Genomic DNA, 17,862 nt, shown 5'->3' with positions numbered 1-17,862 from the left:
ACGCATCACAACCCTCCTGCCACGGAACGACCGTGGCCGTTGAGTCCAAAGGAGGTGGGTTTTACATGCGTCACTACGAGGTGATGGTCATCCTCGACCCCGATCTGGAGGAGCGCGCTGTCTCCCCCCTGATCGAGAACTTCCTCTCCGTCGTCCGTGAGGGCAACGGCAAGGTCGAGAAGGTCGACACCTGGGGCCGTCGTCGTCTCTCGTACGAGATCAAGAAGAAGCCCGAGGGCATCTACTCGGTCATCGATCTGCAGGCTGAGCCCGCGATCGTCAAGGAGCTCGACCGCCAGATGAACCTGAACGAGTCGGTCCTCCGGACCAAGGTCCTCCGTCCCGAGACCCACTGAGCTCTCCAGCTCAGCTCATCTCGGGATTTCGAGTAGCAGCACAAGCAGCCAGCAGCAAACCCGCCGAGAGGTTCCCCCATGGCAGGCGAGACCGTCATCACGGTCGTCGGCAATCTTGTCGATGACCCCGAGCTGCGCTTCACCCCCTCCGGTGCGGCGGTCGCGAAGTTCCGTGTCGCGTCCACTCCCCGCACCTTCGACCGTCAGACGAACGAGTGGAAGGACGGCGAAAGCCTCTTTCTGACCTGCTCGGTCTGGCGTCAGGCGGCGGAGAACGTCGCGGAGTCGCTCCAGCGAGGCATGCGCGTCATCGTGCAGGGCCGGCTGAAGCAGCGGTCCTACGAGGACCGTGAGGGCGTCAAGCGCACGGTCTACGAACTGGACGTCGAGGAAGTCGGCGCCAGCCTGCGCAACGCCACGGCCAAGGTCACCAAGACCGCAGGCCGTGGTGGGCAGCAGGGTCAGGGCGGTTACAGCGGCGGTAGCGGCCAGGGTGGCGGTGGCTGGGGCGGTGGCTCCGGCGGCGGCCAGCAAGGCGGCGGTGCTCCCGCCGACGACCCGTGGGCGACCGGCACTCCTGCCGGTGGCAACCAGGGCGGCAGCGGTGGCGGCGGCTGGGGTGGAAACTCCGGCAGCAGCGCTGGCGGCGGCTACTCGGACGAGCCTCCCTTCTAGGGCGGGTTCGTACCCAAACTTCTTGATCACACAGGAGAAACACCATGGCGAAGCCGCCTGTGCGCAAGCCTAAGAAGAAGGTCTGCGCTTTCTGCAAGGACAAGGTCACGTACGTGGACTACAAGGACACGAACATGCTGCGGAAGTTCATTTCCGACCGCGGCAAGATCCGTGCCCGCCGCGTGACCGGCAACTGCACGCAGCACCAGCGTGACGTCGCCACGGCTGTCAAGAACAGCCGTGAGATGGCGCTGCTGCCCTACACCTCCACCGCGCGATAAGGGAAGGGTGACCGAAACATGAAGATCATCCTCACCCACGAGGTCTCCGGCCTCGGTGCCGCGGGCGACGTTGTCGACGTCAAGGACGGTTACGCTCGCAACTACCTGATCCCGCGGAAGTTCGCTATCCGCTGGACCAAGGGTGGCGAGAAGGACGTCGAGCAGATCCGTCGTGCTCGCAAGATTCACGAGATCCAGACCATCGAGCAGGCCAACCAGGTGAAGGCCCGGCTCGAGGGCGTCAAGGTCCGTCTGGCTGTCCGCTCCGGCGACGCCGGTCGTCTCTTCGGTTCCGTCACCCCGGCCGACATCGCTTCGGCGATCAAGGCTTCCGGTGGCCCCGAGGTCGACAAGCGCCGCATCGAGCTGGGTGCGCCGATCAAGACCCTGGGCGCCCACGAGACGTCTGTGCGTCTGCACCCCGAGGTTGCCGCCAAGGTCAACATCGAGGTCGTCGCGGCCTGATCGCTGCGCTCGGCTGAACTGCTGAGAGATGGGGCGGCACCCTTCGCGGGTGCCGCCCCATCTTCGCGTTCCGATGCAGTACGGCATCGCGCATGTTTCACGTGAAACGCCGGTTTCACGTGAAACAGTCAGCGGGTGGCGCCGGTGACGATCCAGCGGCCAGAACGGGTCCGCAGCCAAAGAGTCAGCATGCGTATCACCATCATCAGCGTCATCGCTCCCCAGAGCGCTGTGAGGCCGCCACCCAGAGTCGGGACGAGCAAAGCCAGTGGGGCAAAAGCAGCCAGGGTGACCACCATGGCCCAGGCCAGATACGGGCCGTCGCCTGCGCCCATCAGTACGCCGTCCAGGACGAAGACAATGCCGCAGACCGGCTGGGAGAGAGCCACCACGAGAAGAGCGGGCAGGGCGGCGTCCTTCACCAAGGTGTCGTTCGTGAACAGAGGCAGGAACACCGGCCGGGCGATCACCACCAGGACGCCGAGTACGCCGCCGACCGCGATCCCCCACTGCACCATGCGGCGGCAGGCGTGGCGGGCACCCTCGGCGTCATCTGCGCCCAGGTAGCGTCCGATGATGGCCTGACCGGCGATGGCGATGGCGTCAAGGGCGAAGGCGAGCAAACTCCACAGGGACAGCACGATCTGGTGTGCCGCGATATCGGCGTCGCCGAGTCGGGCGGCGACGGCCGTGGCAATCATCAGGATCGCCCGGAGCGAGAGTGTGCGGACCAGCAGGGGGATGCCGGCTTGTGCCGAGGCCCGTATCCCCGCCGCGTCGGGACGCAGTGAGGCTCCGTGTCTGCGGGCTCCGCGGACGACCACGATGAGATAGACGGCTGCCATGCCGCACTGTGCGATGACGGTGCCCCAGGCGGAACCGGCGATGCCGAGATCGGCGCCGTAGACGAGGCCGGCGTTGAGGGCGGCGTTGGCGAAAAAGCCTGCGACGGCGACATAGAGGGGCGTCTTCGTGTTCTGAAGGCCACGCAGGACACCGGTCGAGGCGAGCACGACGAGCATGGCTGGGATGCCGAGGGCCGAGATGCGCAGGTATGTGGTCGCGTAGGGGGCTGCGGTCTCCGAGGCGCCGAAAAGTTCCACCACGGTTGGCGCCGTGGGGAGTACGGCGGCGATGACGGCAGCACCAAGCAGGAGTGCCAGCCATATGCCGTCCATTCCCTGGCGGATGGCGGCCTGGAGGTCGCCCGCCCCGACACGTCGGGCGACGGCCGCCGTAGTGGCGTAGGCGAGGAAGACGAAGATGCTGACTGCTGTCATGAGGAGGGCCGAGGCGACGCCAAGTCCGGCGAGTTGTGCCGTGCCGAGGTGCCCCACGATTGCGCTGTCGGCCATGACAAGAAGGGGCTCGGCGACGAGTGCGCCGAAGGCCGGGACGGCCAGTGCGACGATCTCTCGATCGTGCTGTCGCCGGGTGGCCCTGGAGGTCGCGGGAGCCTGTGTCATGAGCACCAATCTAATCGTCCACAGGTAAGAGATGTAAAGCCCTTATGACCCTTACCTCCTGACTCTCCGTGTGCTCGTTCGTGCGTAGTTCGAGGCGATCTTGGTCCGACTGGGAAAGTTTTTCTTCTGCACAGCCGGTGGATGGGAAAGGTGCAGGTCAGGGTGGGTTGCGCCGGAAAGGCTTGAGCTTGTTCACAGGGCTGTCCACCGCATCGTGCACAGGTTTTGCGGAGTTCTCCACAGCATGGGGGCCGTCGTCCACATGGCCTGTGGATAACCAGATTGGCTGACGGTGCCCACAGGCCTACCGTGGTCCGGCGCCCACTCCGTTCGTCGGCAGGGAATCCAGCTCAGAACCGACGTGCAGTAACCGGAGTTGGGCCTCTCATTTGTCAGTGCCGTGCCGTAGAAAAGAGAGCACGGCTAGGTCCGCTCGTCGGCGGACGGGAGGAGGTGGCTCGGTGAGTATTTCCGAGCCCTTGGACGACCCATGGGCCGACAGCGGTCCAAGTGATCGTCTGCCTGCCTCCCGCCGCCGCGGCGAGGGGGGCCGGGGCCGAGACGAACAACACGACCGAGGCCGGGACAGCGGCGAATGGGACGGCGGGGGCACATCCTTCGAGCGCGTGCCACCCCAGGACCTGGATGCCGAACAGTCCGTTCTCGGCGGCATGCTGTTGTCCAAGGACGCCATCGCCGACGTTGTGGAGGTCCTCAAGGGGCACGACTTCTACAAGCCCGCACACGAGACGATCTTCCAGGCGATCCTCGACATCTACGCCAAGGGCGAACCGGCCGACCCCATCACGATCGCCGCCGAGCTCACCAAGCGCGGAGAGATCAACAAGGTTGGCGGCGCGTCCTATCTGCACACCCTCGTCCAGACCGTGCCGACGGCGGCCAACGCCGAGTACTACGCGGAGATCGTGCACGAGCGTGCGGTCCTGCGGCGGCTGGTCGAGGCAGGCACCCGTATCACCCAGATGGGATACGCGGCCGACGACGACGTCGACGAGATCGTCAACCGCGCCCAGGCCGAGATCTACGCGGTCACCGAGCAGCGCACCAGCGAGGACTACCTGCCGCTCGGTGACATCATGGAGGGCGCGCTCGACGAGATCGAGGCGATCGGCTCCCGATCTGGAGAGATGACCGGTGTGCCCACGGGGTTCACCGACTTCGACTCGCTCACCAACGGTCTGCATCCGGGCCAGATGATCGTCATCGCCGCGCGTCCCGCCATGGGTAAGTCCACCCTCGCACTGGACTTCGCCCGGGCCGCATCGATCAAGCACAACCTGCCGAGTGTCATCTTCTCCCTCGAAATGGGTCGCAACGAGATCGCGATGCGTCTGTTGTCAGCCGAGGCTCGAGTCGCCCTGCACCACATGCGTTCCGGCACGATGACCGACGAGGACTGGACGCGTCTGGCCCGCCGGATGCCGGATGTGTCGGCCGCACCGCTGTTCATCGACGACTCCCCGAACCTGTCGATGATGGAGATCCGCGCCAAGTGCCGGCGTCTCAAGCAGCGCAACGACATCAGACTGGTCGTCATCGACTATCTCCAGCTGATGCAGTCCGGCGGCTCCAAGCGTGCCGAGAACCGCCAGCAGGAGGTCTCGGACATGTCCCGTAACCTCAAGCTCCTCGCCAAGGAGCTGGAGCTCCCGGTCATCGCGCTGTCCCAGCTGAACCGTGGTCCCGAGCAGCGCACCGACAAGAAGCCGATGGTCTCCGACCTGCGTGAGTCCGGCTCCATCGAGCAGGACGCCGACATGGTCATCCTGCTGCACCGTGAGGACGCGTACGAGAAGGAGTCGCCCCGCGCGGGCGAGGCGGACCTGATCGTGGCCAAGCACCGTAACGGCCCGACAGCGACGATCACGGTCGCCTTCCAGGGCCACTACTCGCGCTTCGTGGACATGGCGCAGACCTGAGCTGCGTCGTCAGGGTGCGGTCTGACATTTCGTGCCGGAATCTCACGGCTGGTGCCGGATGGAAGTCGGATCCGACGTGGCGCTGGGACATACAGGTCGCGTCGGCATCTCGGTCGCGTTGAAACGCCGAGGCGTGGAAGACCAACCGGCCGCGCTGGGAACAGCCGGCCCGGCCTACGCGGTTGCATTCACCGAGGGACCGGCGCGGCACGGCGGGGAACACGGAGACCACAGGGTCGTCCGCCCCACCAGGATCCGCGCCCCAGGATCGCGGTACGCCCGTCGCACACTCGGACCAAGACGTATTTCTGCAGGAGGACTGTTTCATGACTGACCGGCCCTTGACGCTCATGGCAGTACACGCCCACCCCGACGACGAGGCCACCGGAACCGGAGGGGTCCTCGCGCGGTACGCGGCGGAGGGCATCCGCACGGTTCTCGTGACGTGTACCGACGGCAGTTGCGGTGACGGACCGGGGGGTGTCAAGCCGGGTGATCCCGGGCACGATCCGGCGGCAGTTGCTTTGATGCGCCGTCAAGAACTTGAGGCGAGCTGTGACGTCCTGAAGATCAGCGATCTGGAGATGTTGGATTATGCCGACTCCGGGATGATGGGCTGGCCGAGCAACGACGCCCCCGGATCCTTCTGGCAGACCCCCGTGCAGGAAGGCGCGGCCCGCCTCGCGGCACTCATGCGGCACTACCGACCTGATGTGGTCGTCACTTACGACGAGAACGGCTTCTACGGCCACCCCGACCACATCCAGGCTCACCGCATCACGATGGCGGCGCTGGAGATGACCGTGCTGAATCCGAAGGTCTACTGGACTACGATGCCCCGCTCCGGGATGCAGCGGTTCGGTGAGATCATGCGCGAGTTTCATCCGGACATGCCGGAGCCGGATCCCGCCGAGGCCGCGATGGCCGAGATCGGCCTCCCCGACGATGAGATCACCACGTGGGTGGACACCACGGCTTTCAGTGGTCAGAAGTTCGACGCGCTGGCCGCGCACGCCAGTCAGGGCGAGAACATCTTCCTCCTCAAGATGGGCAAGGAGAGGTTCGGCGACTTGATGGGCATGGAGACCTTCGTACGTGTCCAGGACGCCACCGGCGTGGACGTACCCGAGAACGATCTCTTCGCCGGCCTGCGCTGATCCGTCCGTCCGACCGGCCGGGAACGCGCATCGACGGCTCGGCACGATCGAGCGGGTCAGACACCCGGAGCCTTGTCCTCGCGAGGTCCGTCCGGGCAGCCCGCGTCCCAGGCCACGAGCCCGGCGCTCTGTTCCGATCAGGACAGACCGCCGGGACCCCGTCGAATTGAACTCGACGGCCGAGGGTCTTGCGGGATGGACTGGGGGGCATGACGACACCTCAGGAAGAGCTGCTCTCCGGAACGCGCCGGGCACTGCTGCACAGGATCGCTGTGGCCCAGACCGAAGGGCGTGCGCCGTCGGTGGTCGCGGCGGTCGCGAGAGGCGGGCGGACCGTGTGGCACGGTGCGCGGACCTCGGCGGACGGGCACGGCCCGGACGGGAACGTGCAGTACCGCATCGGCTCCATCACCAAGACCTTCACCGCTGTTCTTGTGCTGCGGTTGCGCGACGAGGGTGCTCTCGACCTCGGTGATCCGTTGGAGAAGCACCTGCCAGGAACCGGCGCGGGGGAGGCGACCATCGCCGACCTCCTGGCCCACACGAGCGGATTGGCGGCGGAGTCGCCCGCCCCGTGGTGGGAGCGCACCGCGGGGGCCCTGCGCCCCGAACTCGCCGATGTCCTGGGCGAACAGGCCTTTCTGCACCCGGTGGGCCGCCGCTTCCATTACTCCAACCCCGGCTACACCGTGCTCGGCACGCTCGTCGAGAAGCTGCGTGGAGCGCCCTGGGAGGAAGTACTTCGGCGTGAAGTGCTCGAACCTCTGGGCCTCGACCGTACGAGCGCTCACCCAAAGGCGCCCCATGCGGGTGGCTGGGCCGTGCACCCCTGGGCAGATGTCCTGCTGCCCGAACCCGCCGAGGACCTCGGCCGGATGGCCCCTGCCGGTCAGCTCTGGTCCACGGCAGCTGACCTGGCGCGCTTCGCTGTCTTCCTGGCACACGGCGACGACCGGGTGCTGAGCGCCGAGACCGTGAGAGAGATGCGTACGCCCGCTGCGCCCGCCGAAGCCGCGGACGTCGTGGACGGAGCCACGTACGGACTGGGGCTGCAGATCCAGCACCGGTCCGGCCGGCTCCTCGTGGGGCACTCCGGATCGCTGCCGGGCTTCCTGGCGAACCTCACCATCAGCGTGGAGGACGACGTCGCGGCAGTGGTGCTGGCCAACTGCACCTCCGGTCCTTTGCTGGGCACCGTCGGAGCGGATCTCGTACGGATCGTCGGTGAGGCCGAGCCGCGCATTCCCGATCCGTGGCGACCGCTGGCCCAAATCGCGCCACGGGTACTGGAGTTGACCGGGCCCTGGTACTGGGGAACGCATGCGTTCGCCCTGCGGCTCGCGACGGACGGAGGTGTCTCGCTGGAGCCGCTGTCCGGCAGCGGCCGCCGCTCCCGCTTCAGGGCGAACGGCGACGGGACCTGGACCGGACTGGAGGGCTACTACGCCGGAGAGCTCCTGACGGCCGTACGGCGCCCGGACGGGACGGTGAGCCATCTGGACCTCGGGTCGTTCGTGTTCACGCGTCAGCCGTACGACGACGAGGCTTCCGTGCCCGGTGGGGTGGATCCGGACGGCTGGCGGGGGATCGGCTAGTCCCGTACTTCGCGGGTCGTTGAATCGGTTGGAGTAGAGGGTTCGGTCGTATCCGGGTCGGGGCTGTGGGCGTTAGCCGGGTGTGTCGATGATTTCCCGGTCCCCGCGGCCTCGGTCCCAGCGTCAGCGCCTTGAGTGCGTGGTGACGTCTGTGGTGGAGAAGCGTCTGGGCGCTCTGCCTGTCGCTGCCGAGTTTCTGCGCCGGCTGGACGTGGCGGGGATCGTCGACGGGTTGTGCCCGTCCGCGCCGAGCGCGCACCTGACGCACGGGCAGGTCATCGAGGCGCTGGTCGCGAACCGGCTGACCTCGCCGATACCGCTGTTCCGGGTCGGCGACTGGGCCCGGACCTGGGCGGTGGAGGAGGTCCTGGGCATCGAGGCGGGCTTGCTCAACGACGACCGCCTCGCGCGGGCACTGGATGCGATCGCCCCGAAGCTGGAGCAACTCGCGGGCACGGTCGGCGCGCGGGCGATCACCGAGTTCGGCATCGACGTGTCGCGGTTGCACTGGGACATGACGTCCATGTCCGTCCACGGGGCCTACCCGCTGGAAGATCAGGACGACGCGTTCCCGGTGATCAAGCACGGGCATCCCAAGGACCGCCGGGTGGACCTGAAGCAGGTCCAGGCCGGGCTCGCGGTCACCGGTGACGGCGGCATCCCGGTCCACGCCCGGGTCTTCGGCGGGGGCGCGGCCGAGGTGTCCCAGGTCGTCGGGGCGATGAAGGATCTGCAGAAGCTGGCCGGCGAACGGGAGTTCCTGCTGGTCGCCGATTCCAAGCTGGTTTCCTACCCGAACGTCGCCGCACTGCTGGCAGCCAGGACGGCATTCATCGCCCCGGTCCCGGCGGCTCAGGTCAAGGACGGTTTCTATGCCGCCTTGGACCTGGAGGCCGCCACTGTCGTGGACTGGGTGCCCGACCGCGACGCGGGCAAGGACCCCGCCCAGCGCGAGGTCTACCGGGTACTGGAGGACGTTCACACCCTGAACGGTCCGCGCAGGCGCGACCCGGTCCTGAGCGTTCGCCGAATCCTGGTCCACTCCACCGGCAACGCTGCGGGCCAGCAGGCCGCCCGCACCAAACGCCTCACCCGCGCGGCCGAGGACCTGGACAAGGTCCAGCACGGAGCCGGCGGCAGGTACTACAACACCGCCGAGAAGATCGCGGCCCGTATCGGCGTGATCGCCAAGACCCGGCGGGTTGCCTCCTGCCTGCGCACCGAGATCGGCGAAGACGACAACGGCAGGCCCACCCTGGCCTGGCACTTCGACCATCAGGTCCTGGACGACGAGGCGGCAGCCGACGGCTGGTACGCGCTGCTGACGGCGCTGACCCCCGAGCAGGCCGACCCGGGCCAGGTCCTGATCCAGTACAAGGGCCAGGGATCGGTCGAGCGCCGTTACGCGGACTTCAAGGGCCCCCTGGCGGTCACCCCGCTGTTCGTGCAGCACAACCACCGCGTCGCCGCCCTGATCCAGGTCATCTGCCTGGCCCTGCTGGTCTTCAGCCTGATCGAGCGCCAGGTCAGACAAGCCCTGGGCCCCGAGCAGACGATGGTCGGCCTCTACCCGGACAACCGCCGGGTGCGGCCCACCGGCCGCATGATCCTCTACCACCTGAGCGAACTCGCCCTGCGGATCGGCAACGTCACCGATCCACCCACCGTCCAGATCACCCGAGGAGTCCAACTCCACCTCCTCGACCTCCTCGGCATCGAAGTCACTCAAACCCGCTGGCCAATGACCTGAAACGGCGACCCGCGAAGTACAGGGCTAGTCACCTTTGCCCATACGGCGTCGTGTTTCACGTGAAACACGACGCTTCGCTTCGCGGCCTCACAGCTGGAACTTGAACCCCACGTGTGAGGGCGTGAAGCCGAGCCTCTCGTAGAAGCGGTGCGCGTCGGTGCGCGTGTTGTCGGAAGTCAGCTGTACCAGCTGACAGCCCTGGCGCCGGGATTCGTCGACTGCCCACTGGATGAGCCGCGTGCCCAGACCGCCTCCTCGTTCATCGGCGTGGATCCGGACGCCTTCGATGATCGACCTGGTGGCACCGCGACGCGAGAGGCCGGGGATGATCGTGAGCTGCAGCGTGCCGACGACATGTTCCTGCCGGACCGCGACGACCAGATGCTGGTTCGGGTCGGATGTGAGGCGTTCCAACGCGGACAGATACGGGGTCAGATCGTCCGGTGACTCGCGCTGGGCGCCCAAGGGGTCGTCGGCGAGCAGGGCGACGATCGCGGTCACGTCGTCCGCCGTGGCGGGCCTTATTTCAAGATCTCCCATGCCTGCACTCTACGTACGGTCGCGCTCAGGGACAGGGCTCATCCCGCCGCCACCGTCAGCGGAGCGAATCGCCTGGTCCAGTCGCCGGGCAGTTCCGGGATCCCGTACGTCATGACCGCGTTGAACGCGATGGACGCCAGCCCCCGCTCCTTCGCCCATGCCAGCAACTCTTCGTGCCGTACGTCGATGTCGGTGCGCAGGGGTCGGTCGGTGTGGGTGGCGAGCGAGGTGATGAGAGCCTTCGCCGTCGCCGTATCGCGGGCGATCAGGGGACCTACCACCTGGGTTTCCATGTTGGGCCAGGTGGCTGCGTAGCCGATGAGCCGGCCGTTTTCCTCGGCCACGTGCATCCGGTCGGCGAAGGCGGGCAGCCGCGTGATGATGGGTGTGCGGTCGGCACCGAACACTTCCTCGTCGAGCCGGAGGATCGAGGTGAGGTCCTCGGCGGTGGCCGCGCGTGTGCCGGCCTCCGGCTCCGAGCCGCTGGGTGTGAAGTGCCCGCACAGCATCTCCGCCCGGCCGGTGACCTTGAAGCCGAGTTCCTCGTAGAGCGGTCGACCGTACGGTGTGGCGTGCAGCGTCAGCGGGGTGGTGCCCATCAGCGAGACGACGTGTTGCATCAGCCGGCGGCCGATGCCCTGACGGGCGTGCCGTTCGGCTACCAGCACCATCCCGATGGCTCCAAGAGCGGGGCGGCCATGCGGCCCGAACTCGGTGACGACACAGGCGCTGACGAGGCCGCCGTCGGGGTCGTCGATCCCGTATCCCTTCCCTGCCGTGAGGAGGAATCCCCACTTGTGCTCCTCGCGTGGCCACCCCCGGTCCTCGGACAAGTCGGCGCAGGCGCTGAGATCGCGAAGCGTCAGACGGCGGATGGGAAGAGGGGCGTGAGAAGGAGTCGACACGCAGGTCAGGCTGTCCGACGGGTGCCCTCGCCGTCCACCCGTTTCTCGTGAGACACAAGGCCTTTTAGCCATTTCGCGGGCAAGTGCACAGCGGGCGGACAGCCGAGGGGTGTTTCACGTGAAACACGGACGAACGCAGGACATCAGGTCGTCTGACGGGAGGAGCCGCCGCCCTCCGTACTAGGGCCTGTTCCAGGTTCAGATCATTGGTTTGGGGATTCGCCGGTGCCGGGCGGCTGGGCCTGGTAGTTGTCGAGGGTGGCGCGTGGTGATCTCTCGGATGCCGAGTGGGAGTTGGTCGAGCCGTTCTTGCCGGTGGGCGAGCGCGGCCCGGTCCCTGACCTGCGGCGGCTGTTCAACGCTGTGATGTGGCGGTTCAGGGCGGGTTGTCCCTGGCGGGACGTGCCTGAGGAGTACGGCTCCTGGTCGACCGTTTACGGCGCGTTCCAGCGCTGGGCGGTGGCCGGGACCTTCCGGACGCTGATGGAGGGGATGATCGCCGAGGCGGCGGGCCGTGGGCAGGTCGATCTCGACCTGGTCAGCGTGGATTCCACGGTTGCGCGCGCTCATCATCACGCGGCGGGGATGGCCGTCGACCCCGAGCTGCTGGACGAGCTGGAGAAGGCCGTCACCGAGGAAAAGGGGATTCTCGAAAGGGGCAAAGCGCACCGGTAGCTCCGCCGGGCGAGGTCGGCGACGACGTGGCGCGTGAGGAGCGGCGGCGTTTACGGCGGCGGCGCAGAGCCCGGCTCCGTGCGGCCGAACTGGGCCGCTCCCGGGGCGGGCTGACCACCAAGACCCACCTCGCGGCCGAACGCCGGTGCCGGCCGCTGTCGTTCGTCCTCACCCCGGGACAGGCCGCCGACAGCCCCCGCTTCGTCCCGGTGCTGGAGGGCATCAAGGTGCGTGGCCCGGTCGGCCGCCCGCGCACCCGGCCCGGCGCCGTCGCCGCGGACAAGGCGTACTCCTCCCGCGCCAACCGTGCCTACCTGCGGCGACGCCGCATCCGCGGTGTCATCCCGGAGAAGGCCGACCAGGCCGCCAACCGCAAGAAGAAGGGTTCTCGCGGCGGCCGCCCGGTCGGTCACGATCCGGACCTGTACAAGGACCGCAACACCGTCGAACGCTGCATCAACAAGATCAAGGAGTGGCGGGGCCTGGCCACCCGCTACGACAAGACCGCCACCAGCTACCTCGCCGGACTCCACCTACGCGGTGCCGTGATCTGGATCCGCAGCCTCCGGCCAACATGATCCGAACCTGGAACAGGCCCTAGGTGTATTGATCACGAGCGTTGTTAACGCTGGCCGGGCTTGATCATGGCGAAGGCCCCCGTGTGTAGTGGAGGTGTCGAATCTTCACCGCACGGAGGCCTTCGTGTCCCACCGTAATGCCCGGCTGACCGTTCACGGCAGGCGACTGCTCGTCGACCGTGTGCGCTCCGGCCGTCCCGTCGCGCACGTCGCAGCCGAGATGGGCATCTCCCGTCCCACCGCCCACAAGTGGATCCGGCGCTGGCACTCCGAGGGCGAGAGCGGACTCATCGACCGCCCCAGCCGTCCCCGCACGACACCGCACCGGACCGCAGCCGCCACCGAAGCGCATGTCTGCAGGCTGCGACAAGAGCGCAAGCTGGGCCCGGCTCGCATCGGGCCGATCCTGGGCATGCCCGCCTCCACCGTGCACCGCATCCTGACCCGGCACGGCCTCAACCGCCTGGCCTTTCTGGACCGGCCCACCGGGCAGGTCATCCGCCGCTACGAACGCGACCGGCCCGGCGAGCTGGTCCACGTCGACGTCAAGAAGCTCGGCCGCATCCCCGACGGCGGCGGCCACAAGGTGCTGGGCCGGCAGGCCGGCCGGGCCACCCGCAGCGGCATGGGCTTCGACTACGTCCATTCCGCCGTCGACGATCACTCCCGCCTCGCCTACAGCGAGGTCCACGCGGACGAGAAGGCCGCCACCTGCGCCGACTTCCTGCGCCGGGCCGCAGCCTTCTTCGCCGAGCACGGCATCACCCGCATCGAGCGGGTCCTGACCGACAACGCCTGGCCCTACCGCAAAAGCTTCGCCTGGCGTGAGGCCCTGGCCGACCTCGACGCGGCCGGCAAGCTCACCCGCGCCTACCGCCCGCAGACCAACGGCAAGGTCGAACGCTTCAAGTGCGCCACGAGGCGCCCGGTCGTATCCCCGGCATAGCCGGGAGGAATTCGGAGGGATATTCCTGGGTCTGATGGCTTACCTGGATCCGAAAGGTGAAGGGGACCGTAGCATGCCAGCCAACCAGAGGCCGGGTCCAGACGTCAGGGACGGTGCTCTGGGGGACCCGCGTGATATGGCGAAAGCTGAATTGCCTGAATCCCAATCTCCAGAAGATGAAAGTTCGCATCCACCGGAAAAAAACGTCTGAAACCGGTGCCGGTCCTGCGGTCGCTGTGAAAGAAGGCCAAGCAACCTCCGGGACAAGGAGCGATGCCCAGTGAGGGTATTTAAGGAGATGAGTGGGGCGCCTACGTCACGCTATTACGTACGACAGGGACGAACGTGGGATCGCCTAACGGGCGCGAGCCCCATGGCGACGGAGGGGCCGTAGTAGTCGCCGGAGTAACGACCGGCCGGGGAGGACGGGAAAGCCGTCTGCAGTCGGGCGAAGGGCCCCAGGTGATCGGACACCCAAAGTCGGGAGGTATGCGAAATGCAGAGCGCCGAGACGGTGCTGGGTGTCCTGCGTGAGCGCGGCAGGCGCGGTCTGCCGTGTGAGGAACTGTATCGACAGCTGTTCAACCCGCAGTTGTATCTGCTGGCTTACGGGCGCATCTACTCCAACAAGGGTGCGATGACGCCTGGGGTAACGCAGGATACCGTGGACGGCATGTCCGCTCGGAAGATCGACCGCATCATCGATGCGATGCGCCACGAGCGCTATCGATTCCGCCCTGTGAGGCGAGTCCATATCCCGAAGAAACAGAGCGGAAAGACTCGGCCTCTAGGTCTGCCAACTTGGACGGATAAATTAGTAGGTGAAGTGATACGTCTCCTCTTGGAGGCTTACTACGAGCCTTCCTTCTCCGACCGCTCCCACGGATTCCGGCCAGGAAAAGGCTGCCACACCGCACTGCGGGAAGTGGCCAACACCTGGACCGGAACAACCTGGTTTATTGAGGGCGACATCGCCGACTGCTTCGGGAGCCTCGACCATGAGGTCACGCTCCGACTGCTGGGCGAGAAGGTCCATGACCAGCGTTTCCTGCGGCTGGTGCGCAACATGCTCAAGGCCGGATACCTGGAGGACTGGGTCTGGAACGCGACACTCAGCGGGGCTCCGCAGGGCGGCGTCGTTTCCCCCGTGATCTCCAATATTTACCTGCACAAGTTGGACGAGTTCATCGAGAAAACCCTGATCCCCGAATACACCCGGGCGAAGCTCCGAGCGCGCAACCCGGAGTACCGGAAGGTGGAGCAAGCGATCGTACGTGCCCGCCGGCGAGGTGACCGTGTTGAAGTGCGATCTCTCTATCGTCGGCTGCACAGTCTCCCGAGCCAGGATCCGAATGATCCGAACTACCGGAGACTGCGCTACGTGCGGTACTGCGATGACACCTTGCTCGGGTTTGTCGGGCCGAAGGCCGAAGCCGAGGAAGTGAAACAGCGGATCGCGAAGTTCCTGCGTGATGATCTCAAGCTGGAACTGTCACAAGAGAAGACGCTGATCACCCATGCCCGTACCAAGAGGGCAAAGTTCCTCGGCTACGAGATCTCAGTAGCAAGCACAAATCAGAAAACAAGACGGCCGTCGGCAAGCGATCGGCGAAATCGCCGGTCAGTATGCGGAGCGGTAGTCCTGCATGTGCCTGCCTCTGTGGTCAAGGCCAAGAGCGCCCCGTACTTGTCGCGCGGAAAACCCGCGTGCCGAAACCCTCTGGTCAACGAGACCGACTATGTCATCGTGGGCAAATACGGGATCGAGTACCGGGGCATCGTCCAGTACTACCTCCTGGCCGGTGATGTCCAACGACTTCACCGGCTGCGCTGGGTCATGGAGACCTCCATGCTCAAGACCCTGGCAAGAAAGCACGGCTCGTCGGTGACGAAGATGGCGGCCCGCTTCAAGGCTAAGATCGCGACGCCGCACGGGCCACGCACGTGCTTCGAGGCCACCTTGGTGCGAGACAGCAGGAGAGAACTGGTCGCCCGCTTCGGGGGAATTCCTCTCAAGCGGCAGAAGACGGCGGAGTTGACCGACCGTCTGACCGGTCCGGTCTATCCGCATAAAGAGCTGATCCGTCGGCTTGCGGCGAATAGATGCGAGCTCTGCAAGCGGCCGGGCGAGGTGGAAGCCCACCACGTCAAGTCACTCAACGAGCTCCAACGGGCCGGTGTCGCATCCTCCGATTGGGTGAAGATGATGGTCGCGCGCCGCCGCAAGTCCCTTGTGGTCTGCGGCAGTTGTCACGACCGCATCCATCGGAGGAAGCCGAGTACAACGCGCACGCAGTAGTCACTGGAGAGCCGTGCTGCCCGGAAACGGGCATGGCCGGTTCGGTGGGAGGCCGGACGGAAAAGGACCTGCTCAGCAGGCACCTCGCCGTCCGGCCGACCCTACCCGCACCCTCCTCGACGAATGGGCCTACCTGCGGCCCTACACCAGCAACCAGGAACGGACCGAAGCCCTGGCAGACTTCCTCCACACCTACAACCACCACCGCTGCCACACCGCACTCGGCGGCCAGCCACCCATCACCCGCGTCAACAACGCTGCGGGTCAATACACCTAGGGCGTGTTTCAGAAGTGGATCTTGATGTGTCAAGATCCACTTCATGGGGAGGCATGACCTGACGAATGCTCAGTGGGCGAAGCTGGAGCCGCTGCTCCCGGTGGGAAGGAAGCCTGGACGGCCGCCGGTGCACACCAAGCGGCAGCTGATAGACGGCATACGCTGGCGCACCCGCGCCGGTGCACCGTGGCGGGACGTGCCCGAGCGGTACGGCCCGTGGGAGACGGTTTATGGACTGTTCCGGCGCTGGCAGCGGGACGGCACCTGGCACCGCATCTTCGAGCAACTGCAGGCCCGGGCCGACGCCGAAGGACTGATCACCTGGGACGTCTCGGTGGACTCCACCATCGCCCGCGCCCACCAGCATGCGGCCGGTGCCCGCAAAAAGGGGATCTGCAGATCGAGCCGCCCGGTGGTGTCTTCACGGAGCCCGACGACCACGGGCTCGGACGCTCCCGGGGCGGGCTGACCACCAAGCTCCACCTGGCGGTCGAGCAGGCCCAGAAGCCGATGTCACTGGTGATCACTGCCGGGCAGCGGGGTGACTCTCCGCAGTTCCAGGTGGTCCTGGGGCGGATCCGGGTGCCTCGGCTCGGGCCGGGCCGCCCGCGTACCCGGCCGGACAAGGTTCGTGCCGACAAGGCGTACGGCTCCCGCGCGAACCGCGCCTACCTGCGCAAGCGCGGTATCCGCTGCACGATCCCGGAGAAGCGGGACCAGATCACCAACCGCAAGAAGCGCGGCTCCCACGGGGGTCGGCCGCCCAAGTTCGACGGCCGACTACAAAGAGCGCCACGCGGTGGAGTGCGGAATCAATCGCCTCAAGCGCCACCGCGCGGTGGCAACGAGATACGACAAACTCGCCGTCCGCTACGAGGCGACCGTGCTGGTCACGGCCATCAACGAGTGGCTGTGACCAGCACTTTCGAAACACGCCCTAGCCTCGTGCCCCTTGGCGAGACTTCATCTCTTCGATCTGGACGGCACGCTGTTGCAGGGCACTTCGGCGCCTGTGGAGATTCACAGCAGCTGGGCCTGGAAGCCGAGACGGTGGCGCTCGATCAGGCGGTTTCGGCGGGGCTCATAGGGCCGCCGGAGTACGCGGCGAGGCGCTGATCGAGGACGTGGCCGAGCACGGTGAACGGCGGCCGGTCGAGGAGCTCCACGGCGCCCGTACCGACCAGGACCTGTACGACATCGACGCGATGCTCAGAGTCCAGCAGTCACATCCCTGGCTCTCGGCGCGCGCGGTCATCGACCAGCGGGCGCATCTCCACCTTCCGGATGCCATACGTGAGTACGGGCCGTGGAACGCGTTCGACGCCTATCTCTCGGGCCCGCCCGGCATGATCCGCAGCGGTGTGGATGCCCTGAGACGCGTGGGCCTCCCTCCGGAACGCATACGGCACGACGCGGTGGATGAATTCGTCGTCGCCGGGCCCTGACCCGGCACCGGCCGTCACCCAAGGTCCGGAGCGTGCATGGCGCGCACGCCCTCGATGTTCCCGTCCAGGTAGTGCCGCAAGGACAGCGGCACGAGATGCACGGAGGCGATCCCGACACGGGTGAACGGCACCCGTACGATCTCGTACTCGCCGGCCGGCTCGTCCACCTCGGGGCCATGTCGGAGGGACGGGTCCATGGACTCCAGGCGGCAGACGAAGAAGTGCTGCACCTTCACACCGGTCGCGCCGCCGTCCTCTCCGATGTGCTCCACAGTGTCCACGAAGCAGGGCACCACGTCGGTGATCTTGGCGCCGAGTTCCTCGTACACCTCGCGGTGCAAGGCGTCGACGACGGTCGTGTCCGCGGGCTCGACCCCGCCACCGGGAGTGACCCAGTAGGGATCGACACCTGGCTTGGTGCGCTTGATCAGGATCAGGTTGTCGCCGTCGAGCAGAACAGCACGAGCGGTGCGCTTGACCACAGGTCGGACCGTCATGGGGGAAATGTGGCC

15 protein-coding genes and 5 pseudogenes are annotated in these 17,862 nt (G+C 66.6%); 16 read left to right on the top strand and 4 right to left on the bottom strand.

The features are described from left to right. The first annotated feature begins 65 nt into the window (after positions 1-65). From rpsF to rplI, 4 genes are all read left to right on the top strand, one after another. Positions 66-356 carry a 30S ribosomal protein S6 gene (gene rpsF / locus OOK07_RS21375; RefSeq protein ID WP_073787253.1) on the top strand — a complete coding sequence of 97 codons (291 nt, stop codon included), beginning with the start codon at positions 66-68 and terminating at the stop codon, positions 354-356. 78 nt (positions 357-434) lie between these two features. Then, positions 435-1,031 (top strand): single-stranded DNA-binding protein, encoded by a 597-nt coding sequence (locus OOK07_RS21370; RefSeq protein ID WP_266682402.1) that lies wholly within the window; start codon positions 435-437, stop codon positions 1,029-1,031. 44 nt (positions 1,032-1,075) lie between these two features. Then, a complete protein-coding gene (rpsR, locus tag OOK07_RS21365) occupies positions 1,076-1,312 on the top strand; it encodes a 30S ribosomal protein S18 (protein ID WP_003949403.1) in 237 nt (78 codons plus the stop codon). Between the two features lie 18 nt (positions 1,313-1,330). After that, positions 1,331-1,777 carry a 50S ribosomal protein L9 gene (gene rplI / locus OOK07_RS21360; protein ID WP_266797986.1) on the top strand — a complete coding sequence of 149 codons (447 nt, stop codon included), beginning with the start codon at positions 1,331-1,333 and terminating at the stop codon, positions 1,775-1,777. A gap of 128 nt (positions 1,778-1,905) precedes the next feature. On the opposite strand, the gene OOK07_RS21355 is transcribed toward rplI, so the two are convergent. Further along, positions 1,906-3,252: an MATE family efflux transporter gene (locus OOK07_RS21355; RefSeq protein WP_406312109.1), complete on the bottom strand. Its 1,347-nt coding sequence runs from the start codon at positions 3,250-3,252 to the stop codon at positions 1,906-1,908. A 452-nt stretch (positions 3,253-3,704) separates the two neighbouring features. On the opposite strand from OOK07_RS21355, the gene dnaB reads away from it, so the two are divergent. The 4 genes from dnaB (at position 3,705) to OOK07_RS21335 (ending at position 9,685) form a co-directional block, all read left to right on the top strand. Further along, positions 3,705-5,183 (top strand): replicative DNA helicase, encoded by a 1,479-nt coding sequence (gene dnaB, locus OOK07_RS21350; RefSeq protein WP_266682399.1) that lies wholly within the window; start codon positions 3,705-3,707, stop codon positions 5,181-5,183. Positions 5,184-5,509: 326 nt separating this feature from the next. Then, positions 5,510-6,340, top strand: coding sequence for a PIG-L family deacetylase (locus tag OOK07_RS21345; RefSeq protein WP_266797982.1), 831 nt, complete (start codon positions 5,510-5,512; stop codon positions 6,338-6,340). A 209-nt stretch (positions 6,341-6,549) separates the two neighbouring features. Next, complete coding sequence (locus OOK07_RS21340) at positions 6,550-7,935, top strand: serine hydrolase domain-containing protein (protein ID WP_266797981.1); 1,386 nt, start codon at positions 6,550-6,552, stop codon at positions 7,933-7,935. Between the two features lie 151 nt (positions 7,936-8,086). Then, positions 8,087-9,685, top strand: a complete 1,599-nt coding sequence (locus tag OOK07_RS21335) for an IS1634 family transposase (RefSeq protein WP_266679595.1) — start codon at positions 8,087-8,089, stop codon at positions 9,683-9,685. An 87-nt stretch (positions 9,686-9,772) separates the two neighbouring features. On the opposite strand, the gene OOK07_RS21330 is transcribed toward OOK07_RS21335, so the two are convergent. After that, positions 9,773-10,225 carry a GNAT family N-acetyltransferase gene (locus OOK07_RS21330; RefSeq protein WP_266682396.1) on the bottom strand — a complete coding sequence of 151 codons (453 nt, stop codon included), beginning with the start codon at positions 10,223-10,225 and terminating at the stop codon, positions 9,773-9,775. Positions 10,226-10,263: 38 nt separating this feature from the next. Continuing rightward, complete coding sequence (locus OOK07_RS21325) at positions 10,264-11,130, bottom strand: GNAT family N-acetyltransferase (RefSeq protein WP_266797979.1); 867 nt, start codon at positions 11,128-11,130, stop codon at positions 10,264-10,266. Between the two features lie 258 nt (positions 11,131-11,388). On the opposite strand from OOK07_RS21325, the pseudogene OOK07_RS21320 reads away from it, so the two are divergent. From OOK07_RS21320 to OOK07_RS21290, 8 genes and pseudogenes are all read left to right on the top strand, one after another. Continuing rightward, a pseudogene (locus OOK07_RS21320) lies at positions 11,389-12,383 on the top strand (IS5 family transposase). 124 nt (positions 12,384-12,507) lie between these two features. Continuing rightward, positions 12,508-13,287 (top strand): annotated as a pseudogene (locus tag OOK07_RS21315) (IS481 family transposase); the annotation flags it as partial. A gap of 538 nt (positions 13,288-13,825) precedes the next feature. Then, positions 13,826-15,628: a reverse transcriptase/maturase family protein gene (locus OOK07_RS21310; protein ID WP_266794913.1), complete on the top strand. Its 1,803-nt coding sequence runs from the start codon at positions 13,826-13,828 to the stop codon at positions 15,626-15,628. A 106-nt stretch (positions 15,629-15,734) separates the two neighbouring features. Further along, positions 15,735-15,905: pseudogene (locus tag OOK07_RS21305) on the top strand (integrase core domain-containing protein); the annotation flags it as partial. A gap of 43 nt (positions 15,906-15,948) precedes the next feature. Continuing rightward, a complete protein-coding gene (locus OOK07_RS43470; protein ID WP_353963540.1) occupies positions 15,949-16,374 on the top strand; it encodes an IS5 family transposase in 426 nt (141 codons plus the stop codon). Continuing rightward, positions 16,299-16,799: pseudogene (locus OOK07_RS43465) on the top strand (transposase); the annotation flags it as partial. The gene OOK07_RS43470 and the pseudogene OOK07_RS43465, both read left to right, overlap by 76 nt. Before the next feature lie 58 nt (positions 16,800-16,857). Continuing rightward, a pseudogene (locus OOK07_RS21295) lies at positions 16,858-17,015 on the top strand (hydrolase); the annotation flags it as partial. A 14-nt stretch (positions 17,016-17,029) separates the two neighbouring features. After that, positions 17,030-17,350 carry a ferredoxin reductase domain-containing protein gene (locus OOK07_RS21290; RefSeq protein WP_266797978.1) on the top strand — a complete coding sequence of 107 codons (321 nt, stop codon included), beginning with the start codon at positions 17,030-17,032 and terminating at the stop codon, positions 17,348-17,350. Between the two features lie 14 nt (positions 17,351-17,364). Here the strand turns inward: OOK07_RS21290 and OOK07_RS21285 are convergent, their stop codons facing one another. Further along, a complete protein-coding gene (locus OOK07_RS21285) occupies positions 17,365-17,847 on the bottom strand; it encodes an NUDIX domain-containing protein (RefSeq protein ID WP_266682393.1) in 483 nt (160 codons plus the stop codon). Between the last annotated feature and the right edge of the window lie 15 nt (positions 17,848-17,862).

Source organism: Streptomyces sp. NBC_00078, from assembly GCF_026343335.1.
Lineage (GTDB): Bacteria > Actinomycetota > Actinomycetes > Streptomycetales > Streptomycetaceae > Streptomyces.
Note: the sequence above shows the minus strand (reverse complement) of the source record. Positions and strands in the feature narration are given on the sequence as shown.